The organism is Bradyrhizobium sp. Ash2021 (assembly GCF_031202265.1).
GTDB lineage: Bacteria > Pseudomonadota > Alphaproteobacteria > Rhizobiales > Xanthobacteraceae > Bradyrhizobium.
The window spans coordinates 4,182,548-4,202,500 of sequence record NZ_CP100604.1 but is presented as its reverse complement, the minus strand read 5'-3'; the positions used below and the strand labels follow the sequence as shown (position 1 = coordinate 4,202,500).

23 protein-coding genes are annotated in these 19,953 nt (G+C 62.8%); 9 read left to right on the top strand and 14 right to left on the bottom strand.

What is annotated here, in order from left to right; all coding sequences use genetic code 11:
- Positions 1-57 precede the first annotated feature (57 nt).
- From NL528_RS19860 to NL528_RS19850, 3 genes are all read right to left on the bottom strand, one after another.
- Positions 58-408 carry a Lin0512 family protein gene (locus NL528_RS19860; RefSeq protein ID WP_309184364.1) on the bottom strand — a complete coding sequence of 117 codons (351 nt, stop codon included), beginning with the start codon at positions 406-408 and terminating at the stop codon, positions 58-60.
- A gap of 254 nt (positions 409-662) precedes the next feature.
- Positions 663-971 carry a hypothetical protein gene (locus NL528_RS19855; RefSeq protein ID WP_309184363.1) on the bottom strand — a complete coding sequence of 103 codons (309 nt, stop codon included), beginning with the start codon at positions 969-971 and terminating at the stop codon, positions 663-665.
- 53 nt (positions 972-1,024) lie between these two features.
- The gene (locus tag NL528_RS19850; protein ID WP_309184362.1) at positions 1,025-1,795 is read right to left on the bottom strand and encodes a DUF899 domain-containing protein; all 771 of its coding nucleotides are present in this window, start codon (positions 1,793-1,795) and stop codon (positions 1,025-1,027) included.
- A 120-nt stretch (positions 1,796-1,915) separates the two neighbouring features.
- Here NL528_RS19850 and NL528_RS19845 point away from each other — a divergent pair, with 120 nt between their 5' ends.
- Complete coding sequence (locus tag NL528_RS19845; protein WP_309184361.1) at positions 1,916-3,136, top strand: helix-turn-helix domain-containing protein; 1,221 nt, start codon at positions 1,916-1,918, stop codon at positions 3,134-3,136.
- Between the two features lie 26 nt (positions 3,137-3,162).
- Positions 3,163-3,801: a PQQ-binding-like beta-propeller repeat protein gene (locus NL528_RS19840; protein ID WP_309184360.1), complete on the top strand. Its 639-nt coding sequence runs from the start codon at positions 3,163-3,165 to the stop codon at positions 3,799-3,801.
- 13 nt (positions 3,802-3,814) lie between these two features.
- Here the strand turns inward: NL528_RS19840 and NL528_RS19835 are convergent, their stop codons facing one another.
- Both NL528_RS19835 and NL528_RS19830 read right to left on the bottom strand, forming a co-directional pair.
- On the bottom strand, positions 3,815-4,387 hold the full coding sequence (locus tag NL528_RS19835) for a histidine phosphatase family protein (protein WP_309184359.1): 573 nt from the start codon (positions 4,385-4,387) through the stop codon (positions 3,815-3,817).
- A 229-nt stretch (positions 4,388-4,616) separates the two neighbouring features.
- Positions 4,617-5,699, bottom strand: coding sequence for an adenylate/guanylate cyclase domain-containing protein (locus NL528_RS19830; RefSeq protein ID WP_309184358.1), 1,083 nt, complete (start codon positions 5,697-5,699; stop codon positions 4,617-4,619).
- Positions 5,700-5,808: 109 nt separating this feature from the next.
- On the opposite strand from NL528_RS19830, the gene NL528_RS19825 reads away from it, so the two are divergent.
- Entirely contained in the window at positions 5,809-6,261 is a 453-nt protein-coding gene (locus NL528_RS19825; protein ID WP_074277433.1) for an SRPBCC domain-containing protein, read from the top strand.
- 66 nt (positions 6,262-6,327) lie between these two features.
- Here the strand turns inward: NL528_RS19825 and NL528_RS19820 are convergent, their stop codons facing one another.
- Positions 6,328-6,822, bottom strand: a complete 495-nt coding sequence (locus NL528_RS19820) for a MarR family transcriptional regulator (RefSeq protein ID WP_309184982.1) — start codon at positions 6,820-6,822, stop codon at positions 6,328-6,330.
- Between the two features lie 193 nt (positions 6,823-7,015).
- On the opposite strand from NL528_RS19820, the gene NL528_RS19815 reads away from it, so the two are divergent.
- The 4 genes from NL528_RS19815 (at position 7,016) to NL528_RS19800 (ending at position 8,860) form a co-directional block, all read left to right on the top strand.
- Positions 7,016-7,261 carry a hypothetical protein gene (locus NL528_RS19815; protein ID WP_309184357.1) on the top strand — a complete coding sequence of 82 codons (246 nt, stop codon included), beginning with the start codon at positions 7,016-7,018 and terminating at the stop codon, positions 7,259-7,261.
- Between the two features lie 70 nt (positions 7,262-7,331).
- Positions 7,332-8,003 (top strand): VOC family protein, encoded by a 672-nt coding sequence (locus NL528_RS19810; RefSeq protein ID WP_309184356.1) that lies wholly within the window; start codon positions 7,332-7,334, stop codon positions 8,001-8,003.
- A gap of 60 nt (positions 8,004-8,063) precedes the next feature.
- Complete coding sequence (locus tag NL528_RS19805) at positions 8,064-8,465, top strand: cupin domain-containing protein (protein WP_309184355.1); 402 nt, start codon at positions 8,064-8,066, stop codon at positions 8,463-8,465.
- 245 nt (positions 8,466-8,710) lie between these two features.
- The gene (locus NL528_RS19800) at positions 8,711-8,860 is read left to right on the top strand and encodes a hypothetical protein (RefSeq protein WP_309184354.1); all 150 of its coding nucleotides are present in this window, start codon (positions 8,711-8,713) and stop codon (positions 8,858-8,860) included.
- A gap of 36 nt (positions 8,861-8,896) precedes the next feature.
- On the opposite strand, the gene NL528_RS19795 is transcribed toward NL528_RS19800, so the two are convergent.
- The 7 genes from NL528_RS19795 to NL528_RS19765 all read right to left on the bottom strand — a co-directional run bounded on the left by NL528_RS19795 (position 8,897) and on the right by NL528_RS19765 (position 15,109).
- A complete protein-coding gene (locus NL528_RS19795) occupies positions 8,897-10,117 on the bottom strand; it encodes an MFS transporter (RefSeq protein WP_309184353.1) in 1,221 nt (406 codons plus the stop codon).
- Positions 10,118-10,381: 264 nt separating this feature from the next.
- Positions 10,382-10,981: a YdeI/OmpD-associated family protein gene (locus NL528_RS19790; RefSeq protein ID WP_309184352.1), complete on the bottom strand. Its 600-nt coding sequence runs from the start codon at positions 10,979-10,981 to the stop codon at positions 10,382-10,384.
- Positions 10,982-11,016: 35 nt separating this feature from the next.
- Complete coding sequence (locus tag NL528_RS19785; protein WP_309184351.1) at positions 11,017-12,183, bottom strand: substrate-binding protein; 1,167 nt, start codon at positions 12,181-12,183, stop codon at positions 11,017-11,019.
- A 62-nt stretch (positions 12,184-12,245) separates the two neighbouring features.
- Positions 12,246-13,034, bottom strand: a complete 789-nt coding sequence (locus NL528_RS19780) for a DUF899 domain-containing protein (RefSeq protein ID WP_309184350.1) — start codon at positions 13,032-13,034, stop codon at positions 12,246-12,248.
- Positions 13,035-13,264: 230 nt separating this feature from the next.
- A complete protein-coding gene (locus tag NL528_RS19775; RefSeq protein ID WP_309184349.1) occupies positions 13,265-13,789 on the bottom strand; it encodes a hypothetical protein in 525 nt (174 codons plus the stop codon).
- A 12-nt stretch (positions 13,790-13,801) separates the two neighbouring features.
- Complete coding sequence (locus NL528_RS19770; RefSeq protein ID WP_309184348.1) at positions 13,802-14,632, bottom strand: class I SAM-dependent methyltransferase; 831 nt, start codon at positions 14,630-14,632, stop codon at positions 13,802-13,804.
- Between the two features lie 75 nt (positions 14,633-14,707).
- Positions 14,708-15,109, bottom strand: coding sequence for a hypothetical protein (locus tag NL528_RS19765; RefSeq protein ID WP_309184347.1), 402 nt, complete (start codon positions 15,107-15,109; stop codon positions 14,708-14,710).
- 156 nt (positions 15,110-15,265) lie between these two features.
- Here NL528_RS19765 and NL528_RS19760 point away from each other — a divergent pair, with 156 nt between their 5' ends.
- A complete protein-coding gene (locus tag NL528_RS19760; RefSeq protein ID WP_309184346.1) occupies positions 15,266-16,237 on the top strand; it encodes a LysR substrate-binding domain-containing protein in 972 nt (323 codons plus the stop codon).
- A gap of 1,276 nt (positions 16,238-17,513) precedes the next feature.
- On the opposite strand, the gene NL528_RS19755 is transcribed toward NL528_RS19760, so the two are convergent.
- Entirely contained in the window at positions 17,514-17,822 is a 309-nt protein-coding gene (locus NL528_RS19755; protein ID WP_309184345.1) for a hypothetical protein, read from the bottom strand.
- Positions 17,823-17,940: 118 nt separating this feature from the next.
- On the opposite strand from NL528_RS19755, the gene NL528_RS19750 reads away from it, so the two are divergent.
- Positions 17,941-19,953 carry an AAA family ATPase gene (locus NL528_RS19750; RefSeq protein WP_309184344.1) on the top strand — a complete coding sequence of 671 codons (2,013 nt, stop codon included), beginning with the start codon at positions 17,941-17,943 and terminating at the stop codon, positions 19,951-19,953.

Sequence of the window (19,953 nt, the reverse complement as noted above, 5' to 3'; positions counted from 1 at the left end):
TCTTGTGTTGACGCGTTTTCTTCACGCGAACCGGCATCCACTTCGCTCGAAAACGCTCTAGCCTGCCGCGCCGTCATCGAGACTCACGATCACGGCGGCATTGGCGATGAGGATGGAATCACTGCCCTGCTCGGCAGGAACTTCCAGCCCGCCCTTGACCGCCGTGACGGTCACCATGCCGTAAGGCAGCTCTTTCGCGACCGCAGCGGTGTCGACCGAGCTCGGGTCCGGCACGCCGATCGTAACATCGACGAACATGTCCTTTGCGGTCTTGCCCAGCATCCTGAAGAACCCGAGACTGGAATGGCGGATCGCGTCCGAGACCGCCCGCTTGGCCGCCTTCGTCGCATCGCGTCCGTGAACGTCAACGCCCATGCCCATTTCGGTGATACAGCGCACACGTGCCATCGGTTTTTTTGCTTTCGTTAGGGTGCGAGGGATATCAATCTTGAGCGAGAGTTTCGCGCCAAGGCGTTCGGAACGCAAGCGGCTCGCAAGTTCGAGTCAATCTCAGAGAGCTGAGGGAGAAACGAAAACGATCCCGCGGCCCGATGCGCCCGAGCGGTGCCAGAGCCTTTCCCCCGTGATAACAGAGGGCGCAGGAAATGCCGGGTGCCCGATGCACCCGCAGCCTCGTGTGCAATATTCCGAATGCTGCGATCTCAGGAGGTCGTGTCCGGCGACGGCGTCGAGGCGCGGCCCCTTCGTCGTCTGGAGATCAGCTTCAGCCAGGGCCCCAAATGGAAGGCACTCATCAGCAGGTACATCGGCGCCATTCCGCTCAGCGGCGACGCGGCCGAGCAGAGCATCTCCGGCGGGCCGCTGGCGGGAACACCCGTAAGCAACGCCATGATGGCGAAGGTCGGCGCGGCCGCGAGGCATAGCCAGTCGGCTGCGCGGAGCGCGGCGGTGCGGCCGCTTTCGTGACGGATCACGCCGCTCGCGCGTTCGCCGGCGTAAGCCTCACCCATGATCTCTCTCCGGTAACGTCCCGCGGTTGCGCCGACGACACCCATGATCCACCTCATTGCCTGTCGTACTGATCATGGTGGCGCCACCAGAGGCCGGTCTCGTTGCGCCCCCTCGGGGCACGGTCGAGCCACTGGTACATGCCCCACAGGCCATCCAGTCCGCGCGCATAGGTGGAATAGGTGTGGTAGACGACGCCGTCCTCATGCGTGAACGCGCTCATGCCCGGCCGCTGGCGCATGAACCCGGCGGTGTCGGTTCCGGCCATGGCAGCGAAGGCGATAGGCCCCTCGGCGGCGGCTTCCGGCTTGGCGTCCAGCACATGGCCGCTGCGCTTGTAGTTGTAGTCGATTCCCCCGGCGCGCTGTTGCTGCTCGGTGATCGACACGTTGAAGTCGAAGTTGAACTCGCCGCCCTGCGAGGACGCCCAGGGGAACGTCCACCCCATCCGCCGCTTGAACGCCTGCAATTTTGCCAGCGGCGCCAGCGACACCGCGGAAAGCATGACGTCATGGTTCGCCAAATGGACGGCGAAGCCGTTGAAGCCATCCGCGATCGCCGAGCAGGACGGACACCCCGCCGCATATTCGGGCCCGAACATGAAGTGGTAGACGAGGAGCTGCGAGCGCCCTCTGAACAGGTCCACCAGCGAGGCGATCCCTTCCTCGGTCTCGAATCGGTACGCCTTGTCGACGCGCACCCACGGCAGCGCCTGACGCCGCCGTGCCAGTTCGTCGCTGCGCCGCGTCAGGTCCTTCTCCGCCTCGAGCAGTTCGAGCCGCGCCGTCAGCCATTGTTCACGCGTTCCGGTCGTGTGTATCGTCATTGTTTTCTCCTGTCGTTTGTCGCCCGCAGCGTTCGCGATACGGCTTGCTGGTTGGTGGTCGTGAGATAGATTAGGGCCCGATATCGGAGGGGTGGGAGTGACAAGTGTGTCGGGATTTAGATGGACTCGCTGATTACGGCCGCGGCGCGCGCGCTTGCGGCGGGTGATCCCCTCGGCGCACTGAACCGGGTCGCCCTGCGCGACGATGCGCCGGCGCTCGCGCTCCGGGGCATCGCAATGGCGCAGCTCGGCGATTTCGGTCGAGCGAAAATGCTGCTGCACAGTGCGGCGCGCGCCTTCGGTCCGAGAGAGGCCGTGGCCCGCGCCAGGTGTGTGGTCGCAGAAGCCGAGATCGCGCTGGTCTCGCGCGATTTGGGTTGGCCTGCGAAAAAGCTCGACGCCGCGCGGGCGACGCTCGAAGCGCATGGCGACCGGGTGAATGCCGCGCATGCGCGCTATCTCGAGGTCCGGCGCCTGCTCCTGATCGGGCGCCTCGACGCCGCCGAGCAGGCGCTTGCCGGGCTCGATCCCGCCCCCTTCCCGCCCGCATCGCGGGCCGCCCACGAGCTGGTGGTTGCGGGGATCGCGATGCGACGCCTCCACGCCAGGGCCGCGCGCGCAGCCCTCGCCCGGGCCGAACGCGCGGCGCGCCATGCCGGCATCCCTGCGCTGACCGCGGAGATCGAAAGCGCCTCTCTCATGCTGAACACACCGGCGGCACGCCTGATCGCGCGTGGCGAGGAGCGCCCTCTTTTGCTTGAGGAGGTCGAAACGTTGCAGGCGTCGAAAGCGCTGGTCGTGGACGCCCTTCATCATGTCGTGCGTGACCCGCGCGCGGCGGTCTCGCTGGCCAGGCGTCCGGTGTTGTTTGCGCTCGCCCGCGCACTGGCCGAGGCGTGGCCGAAAGACGTACCGCGGGACGTGCTCGTGGCCCGGGCCTTCGGCGGCAAGCACGCCGATGAATCGCATCGCGCCCGGTTGCGGGTCGAGATCGGGCGGCTGCGCACATTGCTGCGGACGCTGGCCGGCGTGAGCGCGACCAGCCAGGGCTTTGCGCTGACGCCGCGCCGCGCCCGCGAGGTCGTCGTGCTGGCGCGGCCGATCGACGAGCGGCATGCGGCGGTGCTCGCCTTCCTCGCCGATGGCGAGTCGTGGTCGAGCTCGGCACTGGCACTGGCGCTCGGCGCCAACCAGCGCACCGTGCAGCGGGCGCTCGACGGGCTTGCGGCCGCCAGCAAGGTGCAATCGTTTGGCCGTGGCCGCGCGCGTCGCTGGATGACCCCGTCGGTGCCGGGACTCGCGACGACCTTGTTACTCCCCGCGCCGCTGCCGAGCGACTAGGATGCGGGCATGACCAGGAAAGAACCATGAAAAAATCAGCCGCCGAGATCATTCGTGAGTATGGACCCCTGCCGGGCATCGACCGCATCGGCGGGGTTACGTTTGACGGCCAGCACGTCTGGCTTGCGTGCGGAGACAAGTTGAACGCGCTCGATCCCGCGAGCGGCAAGACGGTGCGCGCGATCGATGTCCCAGCCCATGCGGGAACGGCCTTCGACGGCCGGCATCTGTTCCAGATCGCCGAGGATCGCATCCAGAAGATCGACCCGGACACCGGCCGTGTGCTCTCGACGATCCCGGCGCCCGGCGGCGGCGGCGACTCCGGGCTCGCCTGGGCCGAAGGCACGCTCTGGGTCGGGCAGCATCGGGAGCGCAAGATCCATCAAATTGATCCGCAAACCGGCGCGATCCTTCGCACCATCGAATCCAACCGCTTCGTCACCGGGGTCACCTGGGTCGATGGCGAACTCTGGCATGGCACCTGGGAAGGCGACGAGAGCGATGTGAGGCGGATCGATCCCGAAACCGGAGAGGTTTTGGAGCGGCTCGAGATGCCGCCCGGCGTCGCCGTGTCTGGCCTCGAGTCCGATGGCGGCGATCAATTCTTCTGCGGCGGCGGGGGAAGCGGAAAGCTGCGAGCCGTCCGCCGGCCGAAGCGAGGCTGAGCGGCCTGCCGGCTCAACTATCCACCGGCTTGTCCGAATCCCCCGAGAGCAGGCAAGGATACAGCGGCTTGAACGCAAACTTGTCGTCGCCCTTGGCACGGTCGAAGCGGAGCACGACGTCATAGCGATCGCCATCCCATTTGGTCGGCAGCTTGCCTTTGCTGACCGGAATCCGCGGCAGGATATCGGAGATGATCGCCTTGTGCTCCCAGCACACCAGCGCGACGCCTTTCAGCGGCAGCAGCGCGTTCACCAGGTGTTTTTCGTCGCCCTTGCCGAAGCCTTCCTTGGGCGTCAGCTTGAGTCGGGCCGCCAGCGCCGAAATGGTTTCGGCGGGACGACGGCTCGGCCCCTTGTTCGGGTCGTTGTCCGCTCCGGGCGTGGCGGCGTAGATCACCTGCGGGGCAGGATAGTCCTTGTCGGAAAGCCCGGCGCCAAACAAGGCTGCCCAGGCGCCGGAGCGTTGCCATCCCCGGATCACCAGCGACTCCGTGTCCGAAACGCCATTATCCATAAAGCCCGGCCCCGGCCAGGTCTCACCGGGCTTTTCACCGTGACGAATGATAAAAATCGTGAGTGCGTCCATCTCTGGCCTCATGGAAGTTGTCGTTCTGAAACTTTACCGAAGGATATTCGGTATCGCAACTATAGCGGCGCATGTCACGGTATCTCTACTAAAGAATGTTTGTGCGGTTCTGCCCATTCTCAAGGCTAACGATCACGACGGTGTGACGGCTTTGGTGGGAACATTCAGACAGCGATGGATGCAAGTCCGCATGCGCGCGGCGCGATGCGCCCTCACCCATCCTCAGTTTTTAATCCTCCGGCAGCGTGAAGACCGCACAAGGCGTGGCGATGCCGCGCAAATCGTGCTCGCCTAGCGAGATCAGCTTCATGTTCGTCTCGGCTGCGATCGCGCCCGAGATCAGCACGCTGCGGCCAAGCGGCCGGCATAGTCCTTCGAGTCGGCTGACAAGATTGACGGCCGGGCCGATCGCGGTGAAATCCAGCCGGTCGGCGGTGCCGATGTTGCCCCACAGCATCTCGCCGAGGTGCAACGCTGCGCCGAAGGGCAGCGGCGGCAGTCCTTGCTTTTGGCGTGCCTTGTCGAGATGGGTCATGCCGGCCCGGGCCGCACCGACGGCGCTGAGCGCAGCGTCGCAGGCGGCGGCAGGCGATCGCTCGCCGATCGGAAAAATCGCAAGCACCCCGTCTCCGATGAATTTCAGCACCTCGCCACCGAACGCGTGAACGGCGCCGGCGATGCGGTCGAACCAGGCGTCAAGCGCTGTGACCACCGCCTCCGGCGCCATCGTCTCGGACAGAGCCGTGAAATCGCGCAGATCACCAAACAGCAGCACCGCGCGGATGGTCTCGCCGGTTTGGCGCCGCAGCCGTCCCGCCAGCACCTGCGCCGCGCTGCGCCGGCCGAGATAAGCCTCGAGCAGCGCGGCGAGCGTCGACCGCGTTGCCAGGACGGCGAGCGGTGCCGCGGCGAAACGCGCCGCCTGGTGCAACAACGCAGATTCCTGCCCGGTGAGCGGCCGCAGGATCGACCAACCAAGCTCCGCTCCGTCCGGCGCGGAACCAGCGACATCCTGTTGCACCACCGCGCCGCCAAGCCGCGTCAGCCAATCGCGGCCGACATCGTCCTGACCGGACCCGGCCGAGCCCAAAGCCTCGAAGCCCAGCGCCTCGATCACCACGCCGGTCTCCGCCCGCCATAGCCAGGTGCGGCGCGCGATCATTGGATGCGGCGCCGCCAGCGTCAATGCACCGCCGGCGAGCGGCAAATCATCGGCGATCAGCCGTGCGCCGAGCGCTGCCAGGAAATGGTCAGCGCTATCAGCGGCGCTGGCCTCGTCGAGCAGCCACGCAAGGGTGATGGGCAACTTCATGCGGGAACAATGCGGCCGCGGCGGAGACCTGTCACCATGGCATCGTTACCAAACTGGGCTCGCAGGCAGGAATGTGCTTTTATCCAGCACGGAGCAACGGAGGCTTCCGATGATCGAACCGCTCATCGTCCGGCGCGAGGTCCACATAGCGGCACCGCCAGCGACCGTGTTCGCTTTCCTCACCGATCCCCAGAAAATCCTGCGATGGATGGGCACGGAGGCGACGATGGAACCGCATCCCGGCGGCCTTTACCTCGTCAACGTTACCGGCAAGGACGTCGCCCGCGGCAGGTTCACCGAGGTTATTCCGGTCCACCGCCTCGCCTATAGCTTCGGCTGGGACGAGCGCGACAAAAATGTACCGCCGGGCTCGAGCCTGATCGAGATCGACCTGATCGATCATGAGGCGAACGGGACGCTGTTGCGCATGACCCATAGCGGCCTGCCGGACGCTGCGAGCTGCGCCAACCATGACAAGGGCTGGACCCACTATTTCGCAAGGCTGGCTCAAGCCGCCTCCGGCGGCGATCCCGGTCCCGACCCCAACCGCAAGGTAGCCTGACGCATTTTAGTGTTCCGGCTCGCTCGCGAGGCCGACGATGGCCTCCTTGTCGACTTTGTCTGTCGCTCATTCCTCCTCCGCCGTCGCCTTGATCAGAGTGTCGCGGAGTGTAACGATGCTTTTCTGCAGCCGCGCGAATTCGTCCGGCTTGAGCCCGCTCGACTTCACCAGCTTCGTGTGCATGCCCATCTCGCGCAGCCTTCGGCCGGCGTCGGTGAGGCTGACGCGCACCTGCCGCTCGTCTGCGGGATCGCGCTGCCGGCGCAGATACCCCATCGCTTCAAGCTTTTTCAGGACCGGCGTTAGGGTGTTGGATTCGAGGAACATCTTGTCGCCGAGATCGCTCACGGTCTGGCCGTCCTCCTCCCCCAACGCCACGATCGCGATCCATTGCGGGTAGGTAAGCCCGAGTTCATCGAGGCCCTGCTTGTAGGCCCGCCCGTAGGCGAGGTTGGCCGAATAGATCGCAAAGCACAGGAAATCGGATAGGCGCCGGTCGCCCGCGGCCGGTTTCTGCTTCGCTTTTGAATGGTCTTTGGAATTGGCCTTGGGATTGTCCATGGGATTATCCTTGGGATTGGCCTTGGAACCGTCTTTCAGCGTCATGGGGCACCCTTCCGACACGAACATGTGAAGCCTCGCACCTATATATATCGCATCCGATTAAATCGGAAGGGTTGACATCGGACACGGCTTAACTTTTATATCACGCATCCGATTAACTCGTACACGATATAAATCGAAGGAGCACATTATGACGTCACTCAAGACAATCGCGGCAGCCGCGGTGCTGTCGGCCCTCACGGCAACACCGGTATTCGCTCAGGCCGCCATTCAGGAGCCGGGTGCGTTCGCGTTCTATCATCCCGATCTGGATGTTCTGAACGGTGGCGCACCTACCCCGGCGGCGAGGCTGGCCGCGGAGTTGCCGACGGCTGCAACGGGCAATATCTCAAGCTTCGCGCGGATGTCAGGGCATAACAGGCATCGGAACGACTGAACTCCCGCTCGTTTCAGCCAATGCGGCGCACGCTGCGTGCGTCGTCCCCCCAGGCATCAAGGAGAGAACGATGACCAATGCAACCAAGGCCCCTAAAGCACCGACGGTCGACCTGAAGTTCGAGATCGCCGTCATCCCGGTTTCCGACGTCGATCGCGCCAAGGCGTTCTACACCCGCCTCGGCTGGCGGCTCGACGCCGACTTCGCCGCCGGCGACGATTGGCGCGTGATCCAGTTCACGCCGCCGGGCTCGCCGGCCTCCGTCATCTTCGGCAAGAACGTCACTGCGGCAGCCCCCGGCTCTGCCCAGGGACTCTATCTGATCGTCTCCGACATCGAGGCCGCCCGCAACCAACTGCGCAGCAGCGGTGCTGACGTCGGTGAAATCTTCCACCCCGTCGGCGACAAACACACCGGCACCGACGAGCCCTATCTGTCGGGGCGACACCGGGTCAGCGGCCTGGATCCTCACCGTGGCAGCTACCGCTCCTACGCCTCGTTCAGGGATCCCGACGGCAATGGCTGGCTGCTCCAGGAAATCACTACGCGATTGCCCGGACGCGTCGATGCGCACGGCGCGAGTTTCGCCTCGTCGGCTGATCTTGCCGCCGCGCTCCGGCGTGCGGCGGCGGCGCATGGCGAGCACGAGAAGCGGAACGGCGGCCAGCACGATGCGAACTGGCCGGACTGGTACGCCGACTACATCGCCCGCGAGCAGGCCGGCGAGCCGCTGCCAGTTTGAGCAGCGGCTGGTTCGTCGCGAATTCACGGACGCATATCTGAAAGACAACAGGAGGTTCACATGAGGACGATTCGAAGCATGGCTTTGGCGGCGATGATTGTCGCAAGCGGTCTGACGCTGCCCCCGGCGCAGGCGCAGCAGCCGGGCGTCAAGCGTACCGACCTACAGCGGCACGATCTCAGTGCCCCCGGACGCGAGGCCGTCCAGGTGCGCGTCGATCTTGCGTCCGGCGTGGCGTTCGGCAAGCATACGCATCCGGGCGAAGAGATCATCTATGTCCTCGAAGGCACGCTTGAGTATCAGATCGAGGACAAGCCGCCGGTGACGCTGAAGCCCGGCGACGTCCTCTTCATTCCCGCCGGAACGGTCCACTCGGCGAAGAACGTCAGCAGCGGCACCGGCAGTGAGCTGGCGACCTACATCGTCGAGAAAGGCAAGCCGCTGCTCACACTGGTGAAGTGACGGCTGCTTCAGGAAGTAACAGGGGTCCAGGATGATGACAACGCGAAAGCTCCTCATATTGGGTGTGCTGTTGATCGTCGTGCTTCTTGCCATAGCGCAATTCAGCCCATCGCTGCTGTTTTGATGAAAAACAACGCCGTGGCCAATTCGGCTCTCGACAAGTTGAAGATGTGATTATTGTCATTCCATTGATCGGCGCGGCGTAGCGACTAGCTCGGTAGCAGTTCCTGTTAAGGAGAAGTCCAATGACCAAGCCAACCGAAAAGTCCGGATACCATCGCTATGAACTCGTGCACGGCGACGATGCCGACTTCGTCGCCTATCAGCGCCACCTCGGCGATGGCGTCTGGCAGACGTTTTCGACCTGGATGATCCCGCACGCGGCCTGTGACTGACCCATCCGATCAACGCGCAGCCGTCCAGCGTGAACTTCACGCCGGCACCGGCTCGGGCTCGGCTTTCGCCGCCGGGAACGGCCTGAAGGTCAATGCGATCACGAAGGCGCCGAGGCCGAACGCCCAGGAGCCGATATAGAGCCAAGCATAGCTGGCAAAGGTGTCGTAGATCAAACCTCCGGCCAGCGGTCCCGTCGCCATGCCGAGGCTGCCGGCCATGGCGGTGCCGCCGATCACCGTACCCATCATTCGCAGCGGAAAATTTTCGCGCGCCAGCACCGAATAGAGCGGCATGGTGCCGGCGTAGATGAAGCCAAAGATCGCAGCGACGGCGTAGAACGCGGCAAGCTCGCGCACGAAGACGTAGCCGAGCGCGCCGAACGCCTGGGCGAGCAGTCCAAGAACAAGCACGCGTTTGGCGCCAAAGCGGTCGCCGAGCAGGCCGAACGCGATACGGCCGCCCATCCCCGCCAATCCCTCCACGCTGTAGATCGTAACGGCTGAAATCAGGGGGATGCCGCAGCTGACCGCATAGCTCACGGTATGGATGATCGGGCCCGAATGCGTGGCGCAACAGAAGAAGTTCGTCAGCAGCAACACGATGAACTGCGGCGAGCGCAACGCTTGCCCAAGCGACATCTCGGATTGCGACGCGCTAGCGCCGGCCGGGGCGGAATGCGCCGCTTCCAGCGCCGGCGCGCGGCGAACCAAGAGCGAGACCGGGATCATGATGCAGGCAACGACCGCGGCCACGATCTGCATCGAGGTTCGCCAGTCGTGGTTCGAGACCAGCCAGGCCGCCAGCGGCGACATCGTCATCGGCGCCATGCCCATGCCGGCCGACACCAGCGAGACCGCGAGGCTGCGATGGGTGTCGAACCAGCCGGTGACCGTTGCCATCATCGGGGCGAAGATCGCGGAGATCGAGCCGCCGACCATCAGTCCGAACATGATTTGGAACGACAGGAGCGAGGTCGCCCGGCTGGCCAGCGCCAGGCTTGCCGCCAGCACGATCGACCCGGTCAGCACCACCGGCAGCGGCCCCACCCGGTCGGACAAGGTGCCCCAGGCCATGCTGGTGCAGGCCATCGCGAGAAAGCCGATCGTCATCGCGCTGGACACGCCGGTGACCGACCAGCCGGTATCCCGCGCGATCGGTTGCAGGAAAACCGGCAGCGAAAACATGCCGCCGATCGCGACACAGCCGAGCAAGCCCCCGGCCGCAACAATCACCCAGCGATAGCGAGAATTGGTCATTCGTGGTCTCCAGTGCAGCTCCCTCTGGATGGTAGACGAACGAGACCGGCCGGAACCGACAGGCTGACGGGGGTGCGGTCGATTTTTTTTGCGAGGCGACGGCTCCGGCACTTAGCGACCAGCCAGTTTGCATCCCGGCTGCGGCGCAATCTCTTCCAGCGCGCGGACGGTGACAAGATCGCGGCCTTTGGTCCTGGCGATGAACATTATCGTCGCGCGGTAGTCCACGAGCAAGTGACCGGGCCCAGGCGGTGATCGCGAGGGTCATTTCTTGCCTTGTGGGTAGATCGTCTCGCCGCGCTTGAGCATCGCGACAAAGGCCTCGATCTTCTTCTTCCGGCCGGCTTCGGTCTTCATGTTATGGGTGCGAAAGGCCAGCGCGAAGCGGTTCTGCGCACTGAGTTTCGCCAGCATTGCCTTTGCCTTGGGCTCGGCATCAATCGCGGCTTGCAGATCATCCGGGATTTTCATGTCCTTGCCGCTCTTATAGGCGCGCGCCCAGCGCCCGTCGGACTTGGCCTGATCGACCTCCTTTAACCCGTGTTCAGTCATCCGGCCTTCCTTGATTAGCCGGGCGACGTTATCGACGTTGATCTGGCTCCAGATGCTTTTGCTGGTGCGCGGCGTGTAGCGCTGGAGAAAGCTCTTGTCGTCGAAGCCCTTGCGGAGGCCATCGATCCATCCCCAGCAAAGTATGACGTCGATGGCTTGTTTCGGAGTAATCGATTTGATCCCCGAATCCACCTTGTAGATCTTGATCCAGATCTCACCTTCCCTGTCGTGGTGCTTGCCGAGCCACTTATGGAAGCTCCCTGCGTCGCTGAACGTGCGGATATTGTCGGGATTGATTTTGACGGGTGCCATCAACAGTCCTGCCCAGTGCGTGTAGCGCTCTGCGGTTAGCGATCAGCCAGTTTGCATCCCGGCTGCGGCGCAATCTCTCCCAGCGCGCGAACGGTGACAAGGTCGCTGCCTTTCGTTTTGGCGATGAACATGTTCATGGTCGCGTGGTGGTCGTGGCCGATGGTCACGGGCCCTGTCGGCGACGGAACGACGAGACCTACCATGGCGTCGACGATGGCCTCCTTGTCGACCTTGCCGGCCTTCTCGATCGCCGCCTTGAGCGCAATCAGCGTGTTGTAGTGCGTCATAACATAGTTCGACACCGCGACGTCGGCGCCGGCCTCGGCGCGGGCCTTGGCGACGAACGCCTTGACGGAAGGCTCGTCGCTGGTCGCCACCGACGGCACCACCGTGACCATGTTCTGGCCTTTGCCGCGGAAAATGCCGAGATCAACCTCCGACAATCCCAGGAATGCGATCGTCGTGTCCTTCAGCAATCCCCGGTCATCCGCCTGCCGGATGAAATCCATGCCGTCGCCCTTCAGCGCGAACAGCAGCACTTTTGCCTTGGACGCCGCGACCTGCGCGATCAGCGGCGTGAAATCGGTCTCGGTCCCCAGGGTATATTCGATACCGACGACCTTGCCGCCAAGCTTCTCGATCAGCGGCTGCGCCAGATCGAACATCTGGTGCGGCCAGACCCGGTCGGCGCCCAGCAGGAAATAGCTGTTGCCGATGGTCTTGTTGACGTAGGGCAGCAATTGGCCCAGTTCCTGGTTCGGAACCGTGCCGAACGCGAAAACATATCGGCTGCATTTGCCGCTTTCATAGTTGGTGGCGTAGAGCAGCGGCGTTTTCAGGTTTTCCGCGACCGGCACGATCGCATTGAGGTTACGGGAGGTGATGGGGCCGACGACCGCGACAACGCCGTCGCGTTCGATCAACGCATGCATGGCGGCCACAGCGGAGGCCGGCCTGGTCTTGTCGTCGGCATAGATCACCTCGACCGGCCTGCCGAGGATCCCGCCCGCCGCGTTGATGTCCTTGACCGCGAGGTCAAGCCCGAGCTTGGCCTGCTGACCATAGAGCTCGACGCCACCGGAAAACGGCAGCACCGCGCCGACGCGGATCGGCTCGGCGGCACCGGCGCCGGTTGAAGGGCTGAACCCTGCGCCGCAGACCAGAGCCGCGAAGGTGATGCATTTGATCGACCGCAACTTCATGCGCGCTTTCCCCTCCCCGACTCAGATCCGCCGTGGGTGAGCCTACCGCAGCATCATGGAGATTAGCCGTCGCGTTTGCGAAAGGCAGCCTCGCCGGCGTCCGACACCTTCACCCATTTCGGGTCGGGCGCGGCGTTGGGGACGTAACTGTCGTTCCAGTTCCACCATTTGTACGGCCGGGTCTGGGGGTAACCCTCGGGCGAGTCCTCCCACTCCTCCTGACGCCCGAGCGCCGTCATGTCGAGGTAGCTCCAGACGGTACCCATCGCCTCGTCGCCGCGGCTGTTGATGAAGTAGGTGCGGAAGACGCGATCGCCGTCGCGGATGAACGCGTTGTGGCCGTGCCATTCATCCACGCCGAAGTCGGCATCGAAGCTGTCGGTGATGGTAACCCACGGAATCTCCCAACCCATCCGCGCTTTCAGGCGCGCGATGTCGGCCTGCGGTGCGCGCGAGGCATACACAAGCGTCGTGTCGCGCGCGTTGAGGTGCGCGAGATGGGAGACCTGGTCGGCCCCGAGCGAACAGCCGATGCAGGCATGCTCCGGCCAGCCGTGCACGCCGGGCTCGAAGAAGGCGCGGTAGACGATCAGTTGGCGGCGACCCTGGAACAGGTCAAGCAGGCTCGCCTCGCCCCCGGGCCCGTCGAACGCATAGGCCTTTTCCACGGCAACCCACGGCATCCGCCGCCGCTCCGCAGCCAGCGCGTCCCGGGCGCGGATCATGGCCTTCTCCTTGACGAGAAGCTGCTCGCGCGCCGCCTCCCACGCCTCCGGCGACACAATCGGTGGCGTGTTCATGGCGGGCTGTCCCTGTTTCCGGTTTTTCTCGGGTGAAGTAATCGTCGTCATCGCAACCTCCTCATTAGAGCGGTCTCGCGTGTCTTCGGACTGGAACGCGCCAATGTTCACGGCCGATCGCTCGCTGTTGGTCGAGTTAGTATCGCCGCCAGACCTCGAACGGCGGGAGTGACAAATGTGACGCGATTCATGTTTGGCCGCGCTGCCGGGGGAACTCAGCCGGACCGACCCCAGTTCCTCGCCTTGGTTCTTTTATGCGCACGATCAGACGGTCGAGCAATCTAGGCTGCCGCCAAATCGTCGGCGATGGCCCGAGCCGCCTTGAGCTGAGGACGCACCAGAAAATAGAATGCGACGATGTGCGTGATCATCAGCAGCGGTACGTAGATGATCGGGATCGCGTAGGTGGCGCCCAACTCCCCGGCCTTCGCAGGGAGGTCGACCTGGACCGCGTGGTAATAGTCGAGGATCAGATCGACAAACCCCACCAGATTGAAGGCGACGACGAACAGCCAAAACAGCGGACGGATTCTGGCCGTGAGCAGCGCCAGCATGGCCAGCACGCCGGTTGCAAAATCCCAGTAGGCGGCGAACACGGCGAAGCTGGCCGGCAGATCGGGGCTGACCACGCCCGGAAGGATGAAGACGAGCCCGAAGAAGCGGAAGCTGTGCAGCGTAGCGATCGCACGTTGCGCTTCGAAATGGTCCATCGCTTTGAGCCGGGGCCAGATGTACACGCCAAAGCAAAGCAGCCACGCGACATACCCGAGGACGAGATGGGTCTGGAACAGGATTTCCGTAGGCATTTTGGCCTCCTATCAGCAGTCGATTGACGCGGCCTCGAACACGGCGGTCAAAATGCCGAGCCGGCCTTCCATGAGATTTCGCCCGAGGTTGGCGGAAAGCTGTGCGAAGTCCGGCCCCATCACCACGCCGAGATTTGGCGAAGGCGGCGGCCCCGATGCGCGCAGCTGGGCGATCCAGGCCTTGGCCGCCTCAGAGTCGTCTTGCCAGACGAGCGCGCGGAAACCGGCCGGTTCGATCGTCTCGCGCGTCGTAGCGGCTGTCAGAAGGAAGCTCGTTGCGGGCGTCCGCGCCCACGGCACGGGATAATGCGGCTCACCGCCGTTCGAGACGACGTCGTAAGTCGCGAACCTGCCACCGGTCTTCAGCACGCGACGGATCTCGCGGTAGAGCCGCGCCCGGTCGGAGATGTTCATCGCCACATGCTGCAGCAACACGGCATCGAAGTGGCCGTCGTCAAACGGAAGCTCCAGCGCGCTGGCGGTCTGGAACGACACCTGCCCGCTCTGTCCGGTGCGCTCGGTCAGATAGCGCGCGGCATCCACGAATGGCTCAGAGAGGTCGACGCCCGTCACCCGGCAGCCATAGGTCGCAGCCAGAAAGCGCGCCGGTCCGCCGACGCCCGAGCCGACATCCAGAACCGACATGTCGGCGGTGATCCCGGCCAATTTGGCAAGCTCGGTGGTCGCCGCGAGCCCACGGGTGTGAAACTGGTCGAGGGCGCCCAGTTGCCCGGGCGTGAGCCGCCGATCCTCCGGCCCGAGCGCCATCAGCGCCGTCTTCAGCCGTTCGGTCAGGCCGGGGCTGCGATAGTGGTCGCGCACGCCATCAAGTACATCGGTCATTGCAAGGTTCCTCCTGGCGTCGGATCAATTGGCGCAGCGACAGCGCGTGCAGCACCCATGGACGATCAGGGGCGCTCAGGGATTGGCCATGAGCAAGCGGAGCGGCCAAAGCGGACCGACTGCGATGTACTCGTGGTCCATCAGATCCTGCTTGCCCAATGGCAGCCCATCCATGATCGTGTGCGCCTCGCCGACATCCCTGGTGTCCAGCAGGAGGATGACTCCGCGACCATCGCCGCGCGAATACCACTCGCGAATCTTGCCACCGAGATAGAGCTGCACCGTCTGCCGGATTTCAGCGGGCATGACGGTCATGACTTGTTCGCGGGTGACGCCGGCTTTCACGGTAAGGATGACCATCACCCCGGTGGTGGTGGGCGAGGTCGCTTGTGCCTGGGCAATCGATGGTTGGGTCATGGAAGTAACACCTGTCAGAGTTAGGGTGAGCGCCAGGACGACGTTACGGATTGCTTTCATCGGTCTCGTCTCCGGGATCACGGTCGTCACCTTGGTTGGTTGAGATCGCCGTGGTGTCGCGAATGTTGGGGCTCGACATCAGCGGCGCTCCTGATTTGCAACTCCGATGTACGACCGCTTCCCGCGAGCGACTATCCGCGATAATGTCGTTGGGCCATGAAGCAGAACTTCACAGTCAGGCAGGGCGCGCTCGATGGCGTGGAAGCGTTCCTCAGCGTTGCCCAGCACCGCAATTTTCGCAAAGCGGCGGCAGAGCTTGCGGTGACGCCTTCTGCGATCAGCCAGGCCGTACGTACGCTTGAGGCGCGGGTCGGCGCAGCGCTCTTCATACGCACGACGCGCAGTGTCGGGTTGACCGAAGCCGGCGAACGATTTCTGTTACGCGCCAAGCCTGCTTTTGAGGAACTCGTCGCCGCAAGCGAGGTTGCGCGTGACCTTGGGCAGCGGCCTGCCGGACTGTTGCGCCTCACGGTGCCGCGGGCGGTGGTGCCGATCCTGCTGGAGCGGCTGATCGCGTCGTTCTGCCAAGCCTATCCCGAGGTCGAGGTGGAGGTCGCCGCAAGCGCGGAGCTGGTAGATATCGCTGCCGGAGGATTTGACGCCGGCATCCGGCAAGGCCAGTTCATCGAGGCCGATATGATCGCGGTGCGTCTGACGCCGTCGCACCCGCTGACTGTGGTCGGTAGCCCCGACTATCTGCGGCGGCGGGGGCGGCCGGAATGCATCGACGATCTGCGCCGGCACGCCTGCCTGCGCATGCGCCGCTCAAACGGGTCGATCGCGCCCTGGTCCTTTGTCAGCGGCAACGAGGCCGTCGAAGTCGTCGTTTCCGGACCTTTGATCGCCAACGACATGCCCACAATGCTTGGCGCGGCCGTCGAAGGATTGGGCCTTGCGCAGGTGCCCGAGCCGATCGCTGCCGGCGCGGTCAAGGCAGGAAAACTCGTGCAGGTTCTGCAGCCGTTCGCGCCGATGGCGCCGGGTGTGTTTCTCTACTATCCCAGCCGCCATCAAATGACGCCGAAACTGCGAGCCTTCATCGATCACGTGAAGAGCCGCTCGGGCGCTACCAACAAAGCCCGAAGTCACATTGATGACAAGCGAACTCGCGGGACGAAAATGCGCTGACGCGGGAGGCGCGGACTGGAATAGCTTGAAGTCACTATCTGAAGCATACCAGTGCCGAGACCCGCGGCTGACAAGGTTCGCGCACGCTTGGCGCGCGGTTAGCTTGAAGGAATAGATTGTTTGCTCTACTCCGAGCACGCGGTTGAGCCCTACGACTGCGCCGGACCCGCAGTCCACGATGTGACGATGTTTGGCTCACTAAGTCGTCCCGGCGAACCGCGCCGCATTCCTGATTTAGATTTCAAACAGCGTGAGGTATGGGTCCGCATTCTCGCGGCATGAGATGCCCGAGGCTTGGCAATTTTTTCACCCTCTCACCACGTAGAGGGCGCAGGGAAAGCCGGGTGCGCGCTGCACCCGCGGTCTCGCGTGCATATGTGCATCAAGAATGCGCACACGAGCATACAGGTTCAGCGGAGAGCATCCGGCCTTCCCTGCGCAATGGTTTTACGGCTTACTTCGTGCTCTCCCCGGTGAACGGCTTTCTTGCCACCGTCGCCTGCGATTACTACCGCAAGCTTGACGCCAGCACCGCGGCGTCAGAACCACACGACTTCGCCGTACGCGTCAGCTGCGTTCGTCTTGCGCAACTCCCGCGTCCACCGCATCCCACCGCAACGTCCGTGACGATCGCGACCCGCCCCTCTCTTGGGTGAGACGCGCGGAGTTATGCCCTTGATTTGCCCGTCGGGGTGAAGCGAAATATTTTTGCAAAAGGGGCTGGACAAAGGATTTTGACCATCGGCAAGTGATTTGCCCGTCGGGCAATCGCCGGGTTTCAAATCAGCAGAGGCGTCTCCTCTGCTGACCAAGCGTCAGTGAACTCTACTTTACGGTCATCAATCGACACGCGAGTTCCTGACCGCCCCATCGGGTCGCGAAAGTGTCGGAAACCTCGAACCAGGTGCCATCATTTCCCGCCCCATGATAGAGACCCATGCAGGAACATTGACACTCATACCCCATCGCATTCTGACAAGCCGGCGAGCATTTTTCCTGTTCGCGATACGGCTGTATAATGTAAACTTGGCTGTATTTCACCAATGCACGCTCTACGAAATCATTGAACCATGTCTTGGGAAACTCCCAGTATTTTTTGACGTCGATCCACGCAGGTGAGACGCGCCTTCCATTCTGAAGCCACTGGCGATTGGTGTCTGCATAAGGCAGGCGCGCTCTCAAACGCTGGCCCTTCCCGGTCCGCCGTAGGACGACCGGGACCCGCTCTTGCTCCCAGACATACTTGAGAGTTAGCTTGTGCGTGTTGGGCACAGCTTCAATCCTCAAAGCGCTCCTCAGCCTTCTGCAAAACCGCATTGGCCTGTCGAAGCTCTAGAGACAGTATGTTCATGTCAGGCTGAATTGAGAACGTCTTCGACTGATCATACCATCGCCATTGAAACCGGAGCATAGTGTCACTCTCGCTTCTTTCCCAGACGTGAATCTGAGACGGCTTTCCGTCACCCAGTTCGCGCAATCCGTGCCGCTCGGCTTCGGCAGACGCCATGCTTGCCGAACATTCCTTTGCCGCACGCACCATTGCGCTCGCAATCGCTTCGAATGCGTCTTCAAATTCTGTCGGCATAACCCCTCCTACGGTTCACTGCCTCAAATGGCACACCGGGATATGCGTGCATTCCACAACTAATACTATCGAGAAATTCCCTGCACTACTCTATGCTTCGTGAGTCTCGGGGGGCTCAATGTATCTCAAAAATATTAAACTCAATAGGTTTCGGTCATTCGCTAACGCGACAATCGAACTGCAAAAAGACCTTACCGTCTTCGTTGGCGAAAACAACGGTGGCAAAAGCAATGCCATTGACGCGATGCGTCTCCTTACATCTCCGCTTGGGGGAAGGCGAGAGATTTACTGCGAGTCCACCGACGTTCGTTTCCAGAGCACCATAAACTCATTCGAGATAGAGGGTCGTTTTGCCGAACTCTCGATTGGGCAGCAGGGACGCTTTATTTCGGCCGCTGTGGATTCCTCTCTAACTCAAGCATGCTTCGGCTTACGCTTCGATGCTGCACGGCCGGGCTCGAGGCCGATCGTTTGGGCCGGAAAAGACGGCAACGCTCCCGAGCCCGGCTGTCACGATATGGTTCGGCACGTTTACCTGCCGCCGCTACGAGATGCGAAACACTCCTTGGCGTCCGGGAATCCGACACGAATTCTGGCGCTTTTGAACCACTTCTTGGACGACACGACGCCAGAGCAGCTCGCCAAAGAACTCGCCAGGACCAACTCGCACGACGTCCTGGCCAAGGTAGACGGCGCAGTCGCAAAGAGCCTGACGGCGCTCACCTCGGGGGTGCGCCGTCAGACCGCCTCGTTGGGGTTCACCCCCGATGAAGCCCTGATCGATATTGCTCGTGACCTCAAGTTTAAGCTCGCCGACCACGGCGTCGATCCTGAAGATCTCCGATACTCAGGTCACGGCTACGCCAATCTTCTATTCATGGCCATCATCGCGGTCGAGCTTGAAAAAGTTCGCACTGCTGACCTGACCCTATTTCTTGTCGAAGAGCCGGAGGCTCACCTCCATCCTCAGCTCCAAGCCGCAGTCCTGGCGTTTCTTCGGGACCAGGCCGAGCAGTCGCGCAATGAAGAGCCGGCTGACCACTCCCCGTCGGGTGAGCTGCAAGTAATCGTGGCAACGCACTCCCCCAACCTCTCGGCGTGGGTCAGCAGCGACCGACTTGTCGTCTTCAAATCGATCGTCACAACCGCGCCGCGACCACCTGAAGAGACCCCTATCGACCCAATCGCAGCCGACGCCGCAGTCATCGAAAGCAGTCTTGCCGTCGATCAAATTCACACCAACGACGCAAACACCAATGTCCTCACGGCCACGATGACAGCAGCAGCCGTGCGTAGGTCGACGCTCTGTATTCCTCTGTCCCAAATTCCGCTTGATGAGGTCGAGCGTCGTAAGGTCGACCGCTATCTCGACGTGACAAAAGCAGCGTTGCTGTTCGGTGGACGAGTCTTGCTCGTTGAGGGTATTGCAGAGGCGCTTCTTCTGCCCGCGATTGCAAAATATCACACGCTCAAGGATCATCCGGACAAACTTCGGCTATTCATGTCTACGGTCTTCGTCCCCATCGACGGGGTCGATTTCACTCCATACGCAACGTTATTGCTTACCTCCGTAAACGGGGCGCGTATCGCCGATCGTATCGTCATCATCACGGACGGTGACAAGGGAACGGGCGACGACCAAGATGAGGACGACGAGGAAACGACCGAAAAGGAGGCTACTGAAGCGAACGAGGTGTCAGCGACCTCGGATTATGAACAAGCAGAAGCGCCCCCCGCGGCCTCGGACGGCGCAGCCGACGCTGGAGAACCGCCAATCCCAGGCGAATTGCGCAAGGCTAAGCTGGAAACGTTGGCAAAGACCCTCGGCGCAACCGATCATCTTGCAGCGATCACGAGCGTCTACTCTTTGGAATCCGAACTCCTCGGGGCCGGCAATAGCGCCATGCTGCGTAAAGCCTACCTCATGCTTCATCCCAAATCGAAGAAGAAGTGGGATAACGCTGTCGCGCTTAGCGGCGACGGGCGAGCGAAGAAAATCCACGAGATATTCAAGAAGACCCGAAAGGGTGATTTCGCCCAGATTCTCGCGCGACTGATCGAGGACGGCGAAGAGCCCTTTCAGGTCCCCGAGTATATTGCGCGAGCAATCGAGGAGGTAGTCGCGCTGTGA

Coding starts and splice junctions, on each gene's coding strand:
- NL528_RS19860 (WP_309184364.1), bottom strand. CDS start 408: ATGGCACGTGTGCGCTGTATCACCGAAATGGGCATGGGCGTTGACGTT.
- NL528_RS19855 (WP_309184363.1), bottom strand. CDS start 971: ATGGGTGAGGCTTACGCCGGCGAACGCGCGAGCGGCGTGATCCGTCAC.
- NL528_RS19850 (WP_309184362.1), bottom strand. CDS start 1,795: ATGACGATACACACGACCGGAACGCGTGAACAATGGCTGACGGCGCGG.
- NL528_RS19845 (WP_309184361.1), top strand. CDS start 1,916: ATGGACTCGCTGATTACGGCCGCGGCGCGCGCGCTTGCGGCGGGTGAT.
- NL528_RS19840 (WP_309184360.1), top strand. CDS start 3,163: ATGAAAAAATCAGCCGCCGAGATCATTCGTGAGTATGGACCCCTGCCG.
- NL528_RS19835 (WP_309184359.1), bottom strand. CDS start 4,387: ATGGACGCACTCACGATTTTTATCATTCGTCACGGTGAAAAGCCCGGT.
- NL528_RS19830 (WP_309184358.1), bottom strand. CDS start 5,699: ATGAAGTTGCCCATCACCCTTGCGTGGCTGCTCGACGAGGCCAGCGCC.
- NL528_RS19825 (WP_074277433.1), top strand. CDS start 5,809: ATGATCGAACCGCTCATCGTCCGGCGCGAGGTCCACATAGCGGCACCG.
- NL528_RS19820 (WP_309184982.1), bottom strand. CDS start 6,822: ATGGACAATCCCAAGGCCAATTCCAAAGACCATTCAAAAGCGAAGCAG.
- NL528_RS19815 (WP_309184357.1), top strand. CDS start 7,016: ATGACGTCACTCAAGACAATCGCGGCAGCCGCGGTGCTGTCGGCCCTC.
- NL528_RS19810 (WP_309184356.1), top strand. CDS start 7,332: ATGACCAATGCAACCAAGGCCCCTAAAGCACCGACGGTCGACCTGAAG.
- NL528_RS19805 (WP_309184355.1), top strand. CDS start 8,064: ATGAGGACGATTCGAAGCATGGCTTTGGCGGCGATGATTGTCGCAAGC.
- NL528_RS19800 (WP_309184354.1), top strand. CDS start 8,711: ATGACCAAGCCAACCGAAAAGTCCGGATACCATCGCTATGAACTCGTG.
- NL528_RS19795 (WP_309184353.1), bottom strand. CDS start 10,117: ATGACCAATTCTCGCTATCGCTGGGTGATTGTTGCGGCCGGGGGCTTG.
- NL528_RS19790 (WP_309184352.1), bottom strand. CDS start 10,981: ATGGCACCCGTCAAAATCAATCCCGACAATATCCGCACGTTCAGCGAC.
- NL528_RS19785 (WP_309184351.1), bottom strand. CDS start 12,183: ATGAAGTTGCGGTCGATCAAATGCATCACCTTCGCGGCTCTGGTCTGC.
- NL528_RS19780 (WP_309184350.1), bottom strand. CDS start 13,034: ATGACGACGATTACTTCACCCGAGAAAAACCGGAAACAGGGACAGCCC.
- NL528_RS19775 (WP_309184349.1), bottom strand. CDS start 13,789: ATGCCTACGGAAATCCTGTTCCAGACCCATCTCGTCCTCGGGTATGTC.
- NL528_RS19770 (WP_309184348.1), bottom strand. CDS start 14,632: ATGACCGATGTACTTGATGGCGTGCGCGACCACTATCGCAGCCCCGGC.
- NL528_RS19765 (WP_309184347.1), bottom strand. CDS start 15,109: ATGAAAGCAATCCGTAACGTCGTCCTGGCGCTCACCCTAACTCTGACA.
- NL528_RS19760 (WP_309184346.1), top strand. CDS start 15,266: ATGAAGCAGAACTTCACAGTCAGGCAGGGCGCGCTCGATGGCGTGGAA.
- NL528_RS19755 (WP_309184345.1), bottom strand. CDS start 17,822: ATGCCGACAGAATTTGAAGACGCATTCGAAGCGATTGCGAGCGCAATG.
- NL528_RS19750 (WP_309184344.1), top strand. CDS start 17,941: ATGTATCTCAAAAATATTAAACTCAATAGGTTTCGGTCATTCGCTAAC.